The 13,431-nt window shown below is 70.1% G+C and carries 11 protein-coding genes; 3 read left to right on the top strand and 8 right to left on the bottom strand.

What is annotated here, in order from left to right:
* The 6 genes from HUW62_RS06185 to HUW62_RS06160 form a co-directional block, all read right to left on the bottom strand.
* The coding region (locus HUW62_RS06185) for a hypothetical protein (protein ID WP_176433856.1) at positions 1-1,078 on the bottom strand (1,078 nt) is incomplete at its 3' end.
* On the bottom strand, positions 1,075-1,962 hold the full coding sequence (locus tag HUW62_RS48040; protein WP_217911153.1) for a cytochrome c: 888 nt from the start codon (positions 1,960-1,962) through the stop codon (positions 1,075-1,077). The genes HUW62_RS48040 and HUW62_RS06185, both read right to left, overlap by 4 nt.
* A complete protein-coding gene (locus HUW62_RS06175; RefSeq protein WP_176433855.1) occupies positions 1,959-2,492 on the bottom strand; it encodes a DUF3341 domain-containing protein in 534 nt (177 codons plus the stop codon). The genes HUW62_RS48040 and HUW62_RS06175 overlap by 4 nt, the downstream gene beginning before the upstream one ends.
* Positions 2,489-3,922, bottom strand: coding sequence for an NrfD/PsrC family molybdoenzyme membrane anchor subunit (nrfD, locus tag HUW62_RS06170; protein WP_176433854.1), 1,434 nt, complete (start codon positions 3,920-3,922; stop codon positions 2,489-2,491). The genes HUW62_RS06175 and nrfD overlap by 4 nt, the downstream gene beginning before the upstream one ends.
* On the bottom strand, positions 3,919-6,912 hold the full coding sequence (locus HUW62_RS06165; RefSeq protein ID WP_176433853.1) for a TAT-variant-translocated molybdopterin oxidoreductase: 2,994 nt from the start codon (positions 6,910-6,912) through the stop codon (positions 3,919-3,921). Before HUW62_RS06165 ends, nrfD begins: the two co-directional genes overlap by 4 nt.
* On the bottom strand, positions 6,900-7,550 hold the full coding sequence (locus tag HUW62_RS06160; RefSeq protein ID WP_176433852.1) for a cytochrome c3 family protein: 651 nt from the start codon (positions 7,548-7,550) through the stop codon (positions 6,900-6,902). Before HUW62_RS06160 ends, HUW62_RS06165 begins: the two co-directional genes overlap by 13 nt.
* A gap of 313 nt (positions 7,551-7,863) precedes the next feature.
* Here HUW62_RS06160 and HUW62_RS06155 point away from each other — a divergent pair, with 313 nt between their 5' ends.
* On the top strand, positions 7,864-8,727 hold the full coding sequence (locus tag HUW62_RS06155; RefSeq protein WP_176433851.1) for an alpha/beta fold hydrolase: 864 nt from the start codon (positions 7,864-7,866) through the stop codon (positions 8,725-8,727).
* A 43-nt stretch (positions 8,728-8,770) separates the two neighbouring features.
* On the opposite strand, the gene HUW62_RS06150 is transcribed toward HUW62_RS06155, so the two are convergent.
* Positions 8,771-9,616, bottom strand: a complete 846-nt coding sequence (locus HUW62_RS06150) for a hypothetical protein (RefSeq protein ID WP_176433850.1) — start codon at positions 9,614-9,616, stop codon at positions 8,771-8,773.
* 215 nt (positions 9,617-9,831) lie between these two features.
* On the opposite strand from HUW62_RS06150, the gene gspC reads away from it, so the two are divergent.
* A complete protein-coding gene (gene gspC / locus HUW62_RS06145) occupies positions 9,832-10,707 on the top strand; it encodes a type II secretion system protein GspC (protein ID WP_176433849.1) in 876 nt (291 codons plus the stop codon).
* Between the two features lie 132 nt (positions 10,708-10,839).
* Complete coding sequence (locus HUW62_RS06140; RefSeq protein ID WP_163864875.1) at positions 10,840-11,745, top strand: NADP-dependent oxidoreductase; 906 nt, start codon at positions 10,840-10,842, stop codon at positions 11,743-11,745.
* Between the two features lie 59 nt (positions 11,746-11,804).
* Here the strand turns inward: HUW62_RS06140 and HUW62_RS06135 are convergent, their stop codons facing one another.
* Positions 11,805-13,409, bottom strand: a complete 1,605-nt coding sequence (locus tag HUW62_RS06135; RefSeq protein ID WP_163864876.1) for an LVIVD repeat-containing protein — start codon at positions 13,407-13,409, stop codon at positions 11,805-11,807.
* Between the last annotated feature and the right edge of the window lie 22 nt (positions 13,410-13,431).

The raw sequence follows: 13,431 nt of genomic DNA, 5'->3' as shown, positions 1-13,431 counted from the left end.
CCCAGGCGGTCAGCGCGGTCCAGGGGACGGCCAGGCGCTCCGGCGACAGCGCGGGGAACAGCAGCCAGGCCACGTCCACGGCGTGCATCGCCAGCATCCACAGCGCCACGATGGCGAGGTAGCGCGGGCGGGACTTCAGCTCGCGCGACAGCAGCGCTCCGAAGGGCAGCACGAAGTGGCCCAGGAGCAGCAGGAGCGATACGTCGCCCCAGCCGGCCCGCAGGCGGACGCGGTACCAGCCCACCTCCGCGGGCAGCCCCGCCACCCAGATGAGCAGCAGTTGCGCGAAGGCGATGTAGGCCCAGAAGCAGATGAAGGCGAACATCAGCGTGCCCAGCCGGTGGTAGTGGCCGGGGGACAGGAGGCTGCCGAAGTGCTGCGTCTGGCGCGTCGCCTCGCCCGCGACCACCATCAGCGCGATGGCACCCACGAACGCGCCGGAGAAGACGTAGATGCCATACACCGTGGACTGCCACGTCGCCTCCAGCGACATCATCCAGTCCAGCGTCATGAAGGAGAACGTGAGGGCCAGCGCGGGCAGCGCGCCGCCGCCCAGCCTCCGCTGCCACGACGTCCAGCGCAGGTCGCCCGTCGCATCCTGGCGCACGGACCAGCGCAGGAGCAGGTGACCCACGAGTCCCCAGGTGACGAAGTAGAGCGCCGCCCGCGCCAGGAAGAAGGGCAGGTTGTTGTAGGGGCGCCGGTGCGCGAGGACATGCAGCGCCTCCTCGCCGAGTTCCAGCGACGGCGCCACCCACGGGTACAGGTGCCGCATTCCCAGCGCCAGGGGGATGAAGAGCAGCAGGAACAACGGCGCGGTGGAGGCCGTCACCTCCAGCGCGCGCCGCAGCACCACCGGCCAGCGCGCCTTCGTGGCGTGGAAGATGGCGAGCAGCAGCAGCGCGCCCAGGCACAACCCCAGCCAGTAGCTGAAGCCGAAGAGGTAGCCGAACAGCGCCCGCCGCACGTCCAGCAAGGCCCCCAGCGCGGTGGCCACGAGACCCAGCACGCCCAGGCCCGCGCTGATGGCCTGGAGGCGCTGGCCTCCCTCGAAGCGGGGAAGGGCGGGGGGCCTCATGGCGCTCGGACCTCCTGGAGCAGTCGCTCCCGCACGTCCGGAGGCGCGGCGGCGAGCGACGCGCGCTGGCTGCGGCCCAGGGCCCGCAGATACGAGACAATGGCCCAGCGCTCGCGCGGTGGAAGCTGCGCGCCGTATGCGGGCATGAGGCCGAAGCCGTTGGAGATGACGGCGAAGTAGAAGCCCGAGGGATGTGGCAGCTCTCCCGTGGAAGGCGTGTCCAACTGGCCCTCCATCGGAGCACCGTGCTCGCCCACGAGCGCCACCTGTCGAGCCCGCTCCACGTCGACCTCGCGGTATGTCACGCCGCCATCACCCGACGGTGCTTCGGACGAACTCGCGCTCCCCAAGCCTCGCGTGTCCCGCACGGCTCCCAAGCCCCCTACCTCCCGTGGCAGGGGGAACGGCCGCGGCCCCACATGCGAGGCCACCGCCCGCGTTCCCGTGTAGGGCGCCTCGCCTTCCTCGACGCCGTAGACGACCTGCGTGGCGTGGTCGTGCGGGACGAACAGGCCCGGGGGCCGGCGCTGCGGCATCTTCCGCGCGACGGGGCTGTCTCCATCTCCCGTCAAGCCGTGGCACACCGCGCACCAGGTTTCATAGGACGCACGCCCCTCTTCCAACTGCTCGCGCGTCAACGGCTCCGGCACCTCCTGGACCCAGCCGCCATCGGCTTGCAGCCCCTGTCGCCACGCCGGTCCCTCGCCGCGCGAGGCAAGCCACTCTCGCGCCACCGTCCCCGGCACCAGGGGCCGCATCGCCCGACCATCCTCGAAGAAGGTGCTCGCCCCGAACGCCTCCGCGCGTGGCTGCGAAGCCAGCGGGTCCGTGTCGTCACACGCGGCCAGGCACCCCAGCAGCACCGGCAGCATCCGCCCTCTCATCGCGCCCCCTCCACCACCACCGACACCCGCTGCGCGCCCAGCTCACGCAGCGCCTGCTCCACGGAGTTCATCGATGGCGTGTCTCCATCCACCGTGACGCTCGCCCAGAAGCCGTCCACGGACGCGCTGCGGAAGGCCTCCACCTCGAACACCGGGTGCGTGACGTGTGGGAAGCCAAACAGCACCATCAGCGCGCCGAAGACCATCAGCGCCGCGGACAGCACCCCCAGCTCGAACGCGATGGGGATGCTCGTGGGCACGCTGTGCAGGGGCCTGCTTCCCACGTTGAGCGGATAGTCCACCGCGTTGGTGAACCACTGGGTGAGGTACGCGAAGCCCGCGCCGCCCAGCCCCGCGAGGAGCGTCAGCATCGGCAGCTTCGAGCGCTTCAGCCCCAGCGCCTCGAACGTCTCCTCCACCGGGAAGGGCGTGTACGCATCCAACCGGTCGAAGCCCCGCGCGCGCAGTCCCTTCAGCGCGGCCACCAGCGCGTCGCTGGACGCGAACTCCCCCAGCACCCAGCGCCTCATGGGGCACCGCCTTTCGTGCCCGACGAGCCCGCGTGCTCCTGGCGGAAGCGCAGCGAGCCGTCCACCTCGCGCTGGAGCTCCTTCATCTCGCTCATCGACACCGGCGGCACCAGCTTGAGGAACAACAGGAAGGCCGTGCCGAAGAAGGCCACCGTGCCACCCAGCAGGCTCCAGTCAACCCAGGTGGGCCTGTACGCCGCCCAGGACGAGGGCAGGAAGTCCATGCTCAGCGACGCCACCACGATGAGGAAGCGCTCGGTCCACATCCCCACGTTGACCAGGAGCGCGGCCACCCACAGCACGGCCACGTTCGTTCGCAGCCGGGGGAACCAGAAGAGCTGCGGCACCACCACGTTGCAGAAGACCTGCATCCAGAACAGCGGCGCGTACGGCCCGAAGAACTGCGCCTCGGTCGCGTGCATCTCGTAGGGGTCCGCGCTGAACCAGGCGAAGAAGTGCTCCTGCAGGTAGCCGTACGTCACCATCCACCCGGTGGCGAGCAGCACCTTCGCCATGTTGTCCAGGTGGCCGAGCGTCACCACGTGCTCGATTCCCAGCGCCCGGCGCGCGGGGATGAGCAGCGTGAGCACCAGCGCGAAGCCGCTGAACACGGCGCCCGCGACGAAGTACGGCGGGAACACGGTGGTGTGCCAACCGGGCAATTGCGCCACCGCGAAGTCGAAGGACACGATGGTGTGCACGCTCACCACCAGCGGCGTGGCCAGCCCCGCCAGCAGCAGGTAGCCGGTGCGCCACTGGCGCCAGTGGCGCGCGGAGCCCCGCCACCCCAGGCTCGCCAGCCCGTACCAGAAGCGCGCCCGGGGCGTGCGTGCCGTATCCCTCGCGGTGCCCAGGTCCGGAAGCAGGCCCACGTACCAGAACAACAGCGACACCGTGAGGTAGGTGCTCACCGCGGCGATGTCCCACGTGAGCGGCGAGCGGAACTGGGGCCAGGCCCTCAAGCTGCTGGGGTAGGGCACCAGCCAGTAGAACTTCCACGGCCGGCCCAGGTGCAGCAGCGGGAAGAGGCCCGCGCACATCACCGCGAAGAGCGTCATCGCCTCCGCGAAGCGGTTGATGGACCCGCGCCACTTCTCCTGGAGGAGCAACAGGATGGCGCTGATGAGGGTGCCCGCGTGGCCAATCCCAATCCACCACACGAAGTTGGTGATGCCGAAGGCCCACGCCACCGGGATGTTGTTGCCCCACGTCCCCACGCCCACGAAGAGCGTGACGCAAATGGCCCAGGTGAGCACCGCCGTGCCCGCGAGCCCCAGCGCCAAGAGCCCCCACCACGCCCGACGGGGCGGGGCGTGCACGAAGTCCAGCAGCGACTCGCTGTACTCGCGGTCGGAGTAGCGCCCGTCGAGCAGCGGATACACCACCAGCGGGTCTCCGGGCGCGGGCACCTGCGGGTCGGCGTCGCTCATGGGCCCCTCTTCGGCGCCGGGTTCTTCAGCCGCACCAGGTGCACCGTGCGGGGCCGGGTGCCCAGGTTGTTGAGCAGGCGGTAGTGCCGGGGGTCCTCGTGCCGCCGCTTCACCGCCGACGCGGGCGCGAGCAGGTCCCCGAAGGTGATGGCCTCCGTGGGGCACGCCTGCTGACAGGCGGTGCGCACGTCACCGTCGAGGATGTCCCGCCGCGCGGAGCGCGCGACGAGCCGGGCCCGCTCGATGCGCTGCACGCAGTACGTGCACTTCTCCATCACCCCACGCGAGCGCACCGTGACGTCCGGGTTCTGGCGCAGGCGGTCCAGCGGCTCGCGCTGCTGGTACTCCAGGTAGTTGAAGCGGCGGACCTTGTAGGGGCAGTTGTTGGAGCAGTACCGCGTGCCGATGCAGCGGTTGTAGACCATCTGGTTGAGGCCCTCGTCCGAGTGGACGGTGGCATTCACCGGGCACACGTATTCACAGGGGGCTGCCTCGCAGTGCACGCACGCCACCGGCTGGGTGATGACGCCCGGGTCGTCCGGGTCGCCCAGGAAGTACCGGTCGATGCGCAGCCAGTGCATCTCCCGGCTCTTGAGCACGCCGTCCTTGCCCACCACCGGCACGTTGTTCTCCGCCTGGCAGGCCACCATGCACGCGCTACACCCCGTGCACCGGTGCAGGTCGATGGCCATCGCCCACTGGTGCGTGTCGCTCGCCATCGGCATCAGCGGGTACAGCCGCTCGTGGTCCTCCTGCAGCGACTTCAGCGCCAGGGGCCTTGCCTGGAACTCGCCGCTCGTGAGCTGGAGCGCGAGCGGGCGCCCGTCCATGCTCCAGTGCTCCTGGGTGAGGGCCAGCGCGTGGTGCCCTCCCGTCCGCGTGACGGTGAGTCCCGGAGCCCCCCACGGCGCATCCAGGTGGCGCAGCCGGTACGCGTTGACGCCCACGCCCTGGCCCACGGGACCCACCCGCTCGCGCCCATGCCCCAGCGCCAGTGTCACGGTGTCGTCCGGTTGTCCGGGCAGCACCAGTACGGGCGCCTCCACCGCCTGCCCGCGCAGCTCCAGCCGCGCCACGTCGCCCTTCTCCAGTCCCAGGCGGCGCGCGGTGGCCGGGGACAGCAGCGCCGCGTTGTCCCACGTCAGCTTCGTCACCGGGTCAGGCAGCTCCTGGAGCCACGCGTTGCCGGCGAAGCGGCCGTCGTACAGCCGCGCGTCCAGCACCAGCCCCAGCTCCAGGCCCCGCGAGGGAGGCGCCGACGGTCGCGCGGCCGCCACCACCGCGGCCTCATCCAGCCGGGCCCGCGCGCGGGGTGCCCGCGTGTCCGGGACGACGCCCACCCCCAGCCACGCCTCCCAGCGCGACTCGAAGTCGGCGCTCGCCCCCGTCCGCTCACGCCACAGGTCCTTGAGCAGCGCGTAGGGAGATTTCGACTCCAGGCCCGCGAACGTCGCCAGCACCTCCACCTCCTGCACCGCGCCAGGGAACAGGGGCGCGATGAGCGGCTGGAGCAGGGACTCGGTGCCGTCCGGCGCCCGACCGTCGCGCCAGGACTCGTAGGGGTGGGTCGCCGGGGCGAAGGCGGGACAGAGGGCCGCCGTCTCGTCCTCGTGCAGCCCGTGGTACAGACGGAAGGGCGCGAGCGCCAGCGCCTCGGCGAAGCCCGAGTCCACCGCGCTCGCGTACACGGGGTTCCACGCGGTGATGACCAGCGTGTCCACCTGTCCCGCGCGCAATTCACCCACCAGCGACGCCAGCGCTTCAGTGCCACCGACTGGCTGCGCGACGGGCTCCACGAGCCAGGGCGCGTTGCCCAGCGCCTCGTCCACCGCGAACGCCAGCGCATGCACCAGCGCCGGCTGCCGCGCGCCCACCGTCACGCGCCCCTGGCCCCGGTGCGCGAGCAAATCCTTCGCCGCCTCACGCACCCAGGCGCGCTGTGCCTCCCCCAGCGTGGTGCCCGGCGGACGCAGCCCCGCCAGCGCCGCGTGGCCCGTGTTGGCGCCGACGTCCGCCGCCAGCGCGAGCGCCAGCGCCACGGCCTGCGAGGGCTTCATCCGAGACCGCTCGTCCGCGAAGGCGCCGGTGAGCGTCAGCGTGCTCTCCGCGACCCACAGCCGATTCAGCGCCTCGGGCCGCCGCGCGGCGACGAAGTCCCGCGCCGCGCGCAGTTGCCCCGGTTTCAGCGTGGAGAGGAAGTCGTCGTCCAGCGACACCACCACCGCGCGCCCCACGTCGTGCACGACGTCCAAGGGACGGCCATAGGCCAGCGTCGTCCCCTCCACGCTCCCGTCCGGCAGGTCCGCGCTGAAGGGGATGAACCGCGCGCGGGGGAAGCGCTCCTGGATGCGTGCGAACATCGCCTGCACCAGCGGACTGCCCGTGGGCTCGACGAGGAAGCGCAGGCCCGCGCCCCCGTCGGTGCGCGTGGCCCGTTGCGCGAGCGCCTCGCGCAGCACGCTCCACGCGACCTCCGTTCCCTGGAGCCGAGCCGTCCGCGCCCGCGCCGCGTCGTACAGGCCCAACAGCGAGGCCTGCTCGAAGATGCCCGCCGCGCCCTGGCTCGCGGGGTGCTCGGGATTGCCCTCCACCTTGGTGGGCCGGCCCTCGTGGCTCTCCACCACCAGCCCCACCGTGCGCCCGTTCCACTCCATTCCCGTGGCGAAGTGCAGCGGCACGCCGGGCGTCAGTCCCTCTGGAGGCAGCGCATAGGGGAGGATTTTTTCCGGGGGCTGCCGGAAGCACCCCGTGAAGCCCGCGGCCGCCAGTGAGGCCGTCGCGAGCTGGAGGAAGGTGCGCCGCGCCAGGCCCTCGGGCGGCGTGGCCGCGCCGGGAGGAAGCTCGCGCAGGAGCGCCTCTCGTCCGGGCCCTCCCGCCTGCCACTCCTCCAGGCTGCGCCACGCGCGCACGGGGCCGGGCTCACGCGCCGCGGGCGCGACGGACGCGTCCTGCAACACCGGAAGGGGGAAGGTGTCGGTCAGAAGTGGCATGTGTTGCAGTTCGTGCGGGGGTGCACGTCCAGGGCGGCCTGCACGGCGCGGCCCGTCTCGCGAGCGTCACCCGGAGGACGCCACGTCAGGTTGGCGACTTCGGACAGCGGCCGCAGCCAGGGGGTCGGGTCTCGATGACACTCCAGGCACCACCCCATGGTGAGGGGCGCCACTTGCTGCACCGCGGCCATGGTGTCCACCCGCCCGTGACAGGTGACGCAGCCCACGCCCTTGTTCACGTGAATCTGGTGGCTGAACCAGACGTAGTCCGGCAGCGCGTGCACGCGGTTCCACTGCAAGGGCATCCCGTCGAAGCCGCTGGCGCGCACCGGCTCCAGCTTCGCGCTCTCGTTCCACACCTGCGCGTGACAGCCCAGACAGCGCTGCGTGGGAGGCACCCCCGCCACGGGCGAGCGCCAGGCCCCCTCATGGCAGTATCCGCAGGGGATTCCCTCGTCGCCCGCGTGATGCCGGTGGTCGAACTCCACCGGCTGCTCCCGAGGCGAGAAGAAACCACGACCCAGCGGGTTGCGCGCCAGGAGCAGCAACCCCGCCAGGGACACCGCGGGCACGCCCAGCGCCAGGGCGATCAGCCCCCGCAGCAGCGAGTCGGTCCCCGGACGGAACAGCGGCGCCATGTCCCCCCTCCGTGTGGCACGGAAGTCTCCAGCGGATACCGATGCTGGAGGTGGGGGACTGTGGCCGTGGCGAGACAGGACCCACCAGCCTCCAGGCTCGGCCCCGTCGCCTTTCACACCGTGGCCTGTCTCGCCGTTGGCTTTCCCACATGGACCAGGGACACGGGGGCAATCCCTTCCATCCATTCCCGATGCGGCCCGGGCGTGTCCACCATTCCCAGGAGGGACCGCCTGCTGTGGAGCGCATCCCGCCCGCTGGCTGCTCACCGGGGCGCGAGACAGCGGGCGCGGTTCGAGGTATCCCGACAGGGCCATGAGCGAGGCCCTTCAACTCGATGACTGGGGCGGCACCGGCCCCGTGCTGCACCTGGCGCATGCCAACGGCTTTCCGCCCGGCACCTACCGCAAGCTCATCGAGCTGTTGAAGACGCGCTACCACGTCGTCTCGGTGCGGAGCCGCTGGCTCGTGCCGGGCTCGGACCCGCTGACGATGCGGACCTGGAACGACATGGCGGACGACCTGGCGCACGCGCTGCGCGCCGCCGGACTGAAGGACGTCATCGGCGTGGGACACAGCATGGGCGGCGTGGCGACGCTGCTGGCGTCCGTGAAGGAGCCGGGCCTCTTTCGCGCCATCGTCACGCTGGACCCCGTGTTGTTTTCGGGGATGCGCAAGCTGGTGCTCGACGTGCTGACGCTGCTGGGCCAGCGAAGTCGAGTGCCTCCCGCGAGCCTGGCGCGCCGTCGTCGCGAGCACTGGCGCTCGCGCGAGGAGGCAGCCGCGAGCTATCGCAAGAAGCCCCTGTTCCAGGGCTTCGACCCTGATTGCTTCCAGGACTACCTCTCGTATGGCCTCATGGAGTCGGAGGAGGGCGGTTTCAAGCTGACCATCCCTCGCGCCTGGGAGGCCCGCGTCTTCGAGACGACGCCGGAGGGCCTCTGGAGCTCGCTGCGCTCCATCTCGGTGCCCACCCTCATCGTGCGGGGGCATGACACGCGAACGCTCGCGGCGTCGGCCTTCGCGCGCGCCCGGAGAGTCGTGCCGGGGGCCCGGCTCGAGGAGTTCCCCGGCGGGCACCTCTTCCCACTGGAGGACCCGGACGGCTGTGCCCGCCTCATCCTCGCGTTCCTCGACACGCTCGACGCGCCCGCTCCGGAAGTCCTTCAGGCGCGCTGACCGCGTGACTGCTCCGGGCCCATGAGCACCGGAGGCGGGCTGCTCACCGCGCCGTGTCGTCCACCACCGCGGGAGCGTCCGTCGGCTCGGGAAGGGGAACCGCATCCGGCGCCGAGGGAGGCAATGCGGCCTCGCGCGCGAGGAGCGCCTCGAAGGCATCAACCATGGGGCTCGCCGTGGTGCCGTCCACGACGCGCTGCCATTTCCCACCGGGGGCGCGGTGGGAATACCCACCCCAGAGAAGCCTGCCTCGGAGGCCCAGGAAGACCTCGGCGTTGACGAAGCTCTTGTCCGCTTCCGCCTCCATCAGCTCCAGCAGCCGGATGCGGTCTCCGTCGCTCACCTTCTTGAGGCGGGGCGACTGCGCGGTGATGACGCGAATGACGTGCTCCTTCACCGAGGCGGAGCTGGCGGAGACCTCCATCGACCGGTGACCCAGCGCCTGGAGCTCGGACTGAATCGTGGTCCGCGCGGCCAGGTCCTCGGCCTGGGCCTCGAAGCGCTGGTCGAAGCCTTGCCTGCCCGCTTGCTGCTCCTGCGCGGGGCTGTCCGAATCACCCGAGATGAGGGCGCCCATGGTGCTGACCAGCGGGAAGCCCACGCAGCAGAACGTCAGCGCGGCCAGCGGAAACAGACCCCCCATGCGGTGCAGCAGCGGCGCCATCGGCACGGGGCCTACCTGTTGCTCCGGCACCGCCGAGTGCAGGTTGCAGCGTCCGCAGACCCGCGCGTACTTCGTTCCCAGGGAGAAGAGCGGGAACCAGAAGAGGTGAATCACCCGGTAGTGACGCTGGAGCCGATGGGCCGTCTCCTGGTGGCAGTCGGGGCAGGGTGCACGCTGCTCGCCGAGTTCCTGCTGCTTCGGCGTACTCCCAGAGATGATGAACATGCACGGCTCCGCGAAGATGAAGGGCGGCTGGATACCCCAGCGATGACGCCAGCGTCCATCGTGACAGCTTGTCTCGGACATCTCGCTACCCCGTGACAATCCGGGCAATCCCGCGAGCACCCGCCGTGTGTTGCTTTCGCTCGCGGCGCTGCGTCTTCCGAATGAAGCCTCGTGTGTGGCTTTCCCTGGCCTCGTGCTTGCTCATGCCTGTCGCCATGATGAGACCCCTTCTCCAGAAGCACTTCTGGCTGGTGAGCTGTGCCTTCCTCCTGGTGGCCGCGCTGATTGCCGCGCGCACCGTCCACCTCATCACCGAGTTCCAGCTCGCGATTCCCATCTCCAGCCTGGGCTCGACACCGTCGGGACCCGTCCAGCTCGCCCGCACCGAGGCACGGCTGGAGCTGCGCAGCGAGCCACTGGCGCGTCTGCTCGGCGTCAAGGACCGGCTCCCGCTCGGTCCTCCTCCCGCCTACATCGGGCCACGACGGAGCGCGCGGCGCGCGAAGCTCGTGGGGACGCTGACGTCGCGCGAGCCATTCTGGTCGCTCGCCTCCGTGGAGGACCTCGACAGTCGGCGGGTGCGCAGCCTCCGCGTGGGGGACGTGCTCCAGGACGCGGAGGTCGTCGTCATCGAACGCGAGCGCATCATCGTCACCCGGGAAGGACAGCAGGAGGTCATCGACCGCGAGGGGCCCGGGGGGCCACCGTCGACTGGCGCTCCGGTGTCCGCGAGCAGCGACAGTGGCGGAGGCATCCGACGGGTGGGCGAGCACACCTACGAGGTGCCTGATTCCTATCTGGACCTGGACCAGTGGACGCGGGGCTCCGCGCTCACGCAGGCGCGCATCGTTCCGTCGTTCAAGGATGGGAAGCCCCAGGGCTTCAAGCTCTTCTCCATCCGGCCTGGCTCCGTGTACGAGAAGCTGGGCCTCCAGAGCGGCGATGTCCTCCAGCGCATCAACGGCATCGCGCTCGACTCGACGGAGAAGGCGCTGGAGCAGTACATGCTGCTCAAGAAGTTCCGGCATCTGGAGGTCGACATCGACCGGGGCGGCCTGCCGCTGCGCATGGTCTACGACTTGCGGCCGTGACAGCACGGGTTCTTTCGTGAGGGGCCAGGGGGGCAGGCGGTCGCGACCGATGGCGCTCCCTCCGTCGGTACTTATCGTTGCTCCGTTGCGGGAGCGCGCTTCGTGCCGCTTCATTCAAGCAAGGAGGCATCCATGAAAGCAGTCGTGCTGAAGGCCTATGGGGACGTGGAGAACCTCGTCGTGCAAGAGATGCCCGAGCCGAAGGTGGGGCCGGGCGAGGTGAAGGTCCGCGTCACCGCCGCGAGCATCAACCCGGTGGACTGGAAGATTCGTCGAGGCGACATGAAGGACGCGATGCCCGTGACGTTCCCCGCCATCCTGGGGAGGGACGTCTCGGGTGAGGTCGTCGAGGTGGGGCAGGGCGTGAAGGACTTCAAGCAGGGCGACCGGGTGATGGGCGTGGTGTCCTCGGGCTATGCGCAGACGGTGGTTGCCCCCGTGGACGTATGGGCCAAGGTGCCCGACGCGCTGGAGCTGAAGGACGCGGCCGCGCTGCCGTTGGTGACGTTGACGGGCGTGCAGTTGATTGAAGAGCAGATGAAGGTCGCCAAGGGGGCCACGGTGCTCATCACCGGCGCGGTGGGTGCGGTGGGGCGCGCCGCCCTGTTCGCGGCGAAGGCGCGCGGGGCGAAGGTCTGGGCCGGCGTGCGGGCCACCCAGTTGGAGGAGGCCCGGAAGCTTGGGGCGGACGGGGTCGTCGCGTTGGATGATCCAAAAGACGTCGCGAAGCTGCCCACGCTGGACGCCGTGGCGGACACGGTGGGCGGCGAGGCCGTGGCGGTGGTGTTGGACAAGGTGAAGCGCGGCGGCATCGTGGGCAGCGTGGTGGGGCCGCCGAAGGGCGCGAAGGAGAAGGGGCTCGAGGTGCGCAGCTTCCACTCGCACCCGGACGGCCGCCGGCTCGCGCAACTGGGGGAGAGCGTGGCCAAGGGCGAGTTGATCATCCCCATTGGCAAGACATTCAAGATGGATGAGGCGAAGGAAGCCCAGAAGCACGCCGAGAAGGGCGGCACGGGCAAGGTCCTGCTCGTCAACTGAGCCCCGAGGAGCGTCAGCCCGGGTGTCTCGCGTGCCCGGGCATGACGCTCCTCCGGCCCTTACAGCTCGTTGAAGATGAGCAGGCCTCGCGACGAGTCGACGACGTACACGTAGCCGTCGCCGGGGATGCGGACGCCGAAGGCGCCCTCGAAGAGGCTGTCGCCTCGGAACGGGTCGCTCTCGCGGAAGGTGTGGTGGTGCGCCACCTGTCTGGGCCTGGTGGGATTGGACACGTCCAGCACGCGCAGCCCTTCGTGATACCAGGCCACGTAGAGGAGGTTGCCGCGCAGGATGAGGTTGTGCATCGACGTGATATGGCGCATGCGGAACTCGCCAATCTTCACGATGCGGGCTGGATTGCTGACGTCCAGCACGCGCACGTGAGAGGCGTTGAACTCTCCGCCCTCGAAGGCAATGGTCTTTCCGCCGAAGGTGCCCACGGCGCTGTGGTGCGCGTATTCATCGATGGAGCGCTCGTAGCGACCCAGCCGGCTGACGTTGTCCAGGTTGGTGACGTCCACCACGTTGTAGCCGCCGAAGGAGCTGCTGATGTACAGGCGGTTCTCGTACGCGAAGGCATCGTGCGGACCTCCCAGCTCCGCGTCCTCGGGCAGGGAGATGATGGTGCGCAGGATGGGATTGAGGGGCTCCGTCAAATCATAGACGTGGGTGCCCGTATTGGGGACCATGGCGTAGAGCCGGTCATTGTCGACGAGCACCGTGTGCGCGCCGAAGTCCCCCGTCGGCAGGCTCTTCACGAAGGTGGGGAGGGCGGGGTTGGAGATGTCGTAGACGATGGGACCCGTGCCGTTGCTGGCCACGTAGAGGGCATCGCCCTTGGCCCAGACCCCGTTCCAGGAGTTGTCCTCGGGCAGGGTGATGGTCGTCGTGACGACGGGGGAGGTGGGGTTCCGCACGTCGATGACGGTGAGCCCACCGGCCCGGCCCTTGTCCGGCAGGGAGACGACGTAGGCGTGGCCCTTGGCGACGTAGATGTCCGCGGGCAGACCCACCGGAACGAAGCGCTCGGAGACGAGCTGGAGCCCCCCCGAGGACTCGGGCTCCCCGGTCGACAGGGCGACCCGGTGGGCCTCGAAGGTGCCCTTGAGGCTGAGCCTCCCCCGGCGGCAGTAGGCGAAGCAGCCGGTGATGACGTTCGGAGCGGGCGCCTCGCAGCCCACCACGGAGACGGTGAGGTCCGAGCGGGTCAGCCGACCGATGAGGGAGAAGCGTCCTCCCTGCGTCTCCTTGAGCCGGAGGGGCTCGTCGAACATCGTCCCGCCATCCTCCTTGAGCAGGAAGCCGATGGGGAGGTTGGTGATGCTCACGCCGCCGTCCGCGAAGTGGCGCTCGCCTCGGCCATCGGCCAGGTAGATGCCCTCCGGCGCAATCGTGGAGAGGGTTTGCGAATCGCACTGCGACAGGTCGAAGAGCGACAGGTCATCGCAGGCGCCCTCCTGCGCGGCGACCGCACTGGAGGAGCACGGGGCGAGCGGACCTGGATCCTGCCAGTCCCCGTGGTCCTCGAGCTCGGTGTACGTCCCATCCCAGACATACGGTCCCGCGTCGGGTGTCGAAGGGGAGGGGGAGTCCTCGCAACCGGAGAGGAGCTGGAGGAGCACGATGGCCAGCGGCGCCCGGAGCGAGCGAAGGGTGACTGTCATGGGGGACCTTTCGAGGTGAGCA

It is taken from the genome of Myxococcus sp. AM011 (assembly GCF_013372595.1).
Classification (GTDB): Bacteria; Myxococcota; Myxococcia; order Myxococcales; family Myxococcaceae; genus Myxococcus; species Myxococcus eversor.
The sequence above is the reverse complement of the archived record's forward strand: the minus strand, read 5'-3'. Positions and strand labels throughout refer to the sequence as shown.

Coding starts and splice junctions, on each gene's coding strand:
- HUW62_RS06140 (WP_163864875.1), top strand. CDS start 10,840: ATGAAAGCAGTCGTGCTGAAGGCCTATGGGGACGTGGAGAACCTCGTC.
- HUW62_RS06155 (WP_176433851.1), top strand. CDS start 7,864: ATGAGCGAGGCCCTTCAACTCGATGACTGGGGCGGCACCGGCCCCGTG.
- HUW62_RS06135 (WP_163864876.1), bottom strand. CDS start 13,409: ATGACAGTCACCCTTCGCTCGCTCCGGGCGCCGCTGGCCATCGTGCTC.
- HUW62_RS06160 (WP_176433852.1), bottom strand. CDS start 7,550: ATGGCGCCGCTGTTCCGTCCGGGGACCGACTCGCTGCTGCGGGGGCTG.
- HUW62_RS06175 (WP_176433855.1), bottom strand. CDS start 2,492: ATGAGGCGCTGGGTGCTGGGGGAGTTCGCGTCCAGCGACGCGCTGGTG.
- HUW62_RS06165 (WP_176433853.1), bottom strand. CDS start 6,912: ATGCCACTTCTGACCGACACCTTCCCCCTTCCGGTGTTGCAGGACGCG.
- gspC (WP_176433849.1), top strand. CDS start 9,832: ATGATGAGACCCCTTCTCCAGAAGCACTTCTGGCTGGTGAGCTGTGCC.
- nrfD (WP_176433854.1), bottom strand. CDS start 3,922: ATGAGCGACGCCGACCCGCAGGTGCCCGCGCCCGGAGACCCGCTGGTG.
- HUW62_RS06150 (WP_176433850.1), bottom strand. CDS start 9,616: ATGTTCATCATCTCTGGGAGTACGCCGAAGCAGCAGGAACTCGGCGAG.
- HUW62_RS48040 (WP_217911153.1), bottom strand. CDS start 1,962: ATGAGAGGGCGGATGCTGCCGGTGCTGCTGGGGTGCCTGGCCGCGTGT.